This is a genomic window from Clostridium sp. AM27-28 (genome assembly GCF_003480955.1).
Taxonomy (GTDB): domain Bacteria; phylum Bacillota; class Clostridia; order Lachnospirales; family Lachnospiraceae; genus Otoolea; species Otoolea fessa.
Genome location: NZ_QUJT01000018.1, coordinates 1 through 339 on the forward strand (window position 1 = coordinate 1; position 339 = coordinate 339).

1 protein-coding gene is annotated in these 339 nt (G+C 46.0%); it reads left to right on the top strand.

The features are described from left to right. The coding region (locus tag DW720_RS14700; protein WP_117530159.1) for a DUF4368 domain-containing protein at positions 1 to 210 on the top strand (210 nt) is incomplete at its 5' end. Positions 211 to 339: the final 129 nt, after the last annotated feature.

Consider the following 339-nt stretch of genomic DNA (forward strand, 5'->3'; position numbering starts at 1 on the left):
GAAGTCCAGCTTGCCAATGACGCAAAACAATGGGTGGAAGCCATTCAGGAATATGCCAACATCACAGAGCTGGACGCAGCCACCCTTAACCGCTTAATCAAAGAAATTGTCGTGCATGAACGCATTGACGAAGATAAAACAAGACACATTTCTATCGAAATTCATTTTAATCTCAAACCCATCCCGGAGGTGGAACAGGTCACTGCCTGACCTGTCCCGCCGGGACGGTTCTCTTAAAAACACCATATAGATTTTTTGTACGCCGCCGCCCGCCATCGAGCAGAGTTTTACACCTAATTGGGGATAAAACAGATGAAAGCGAAGGAATCTTACGTTTTG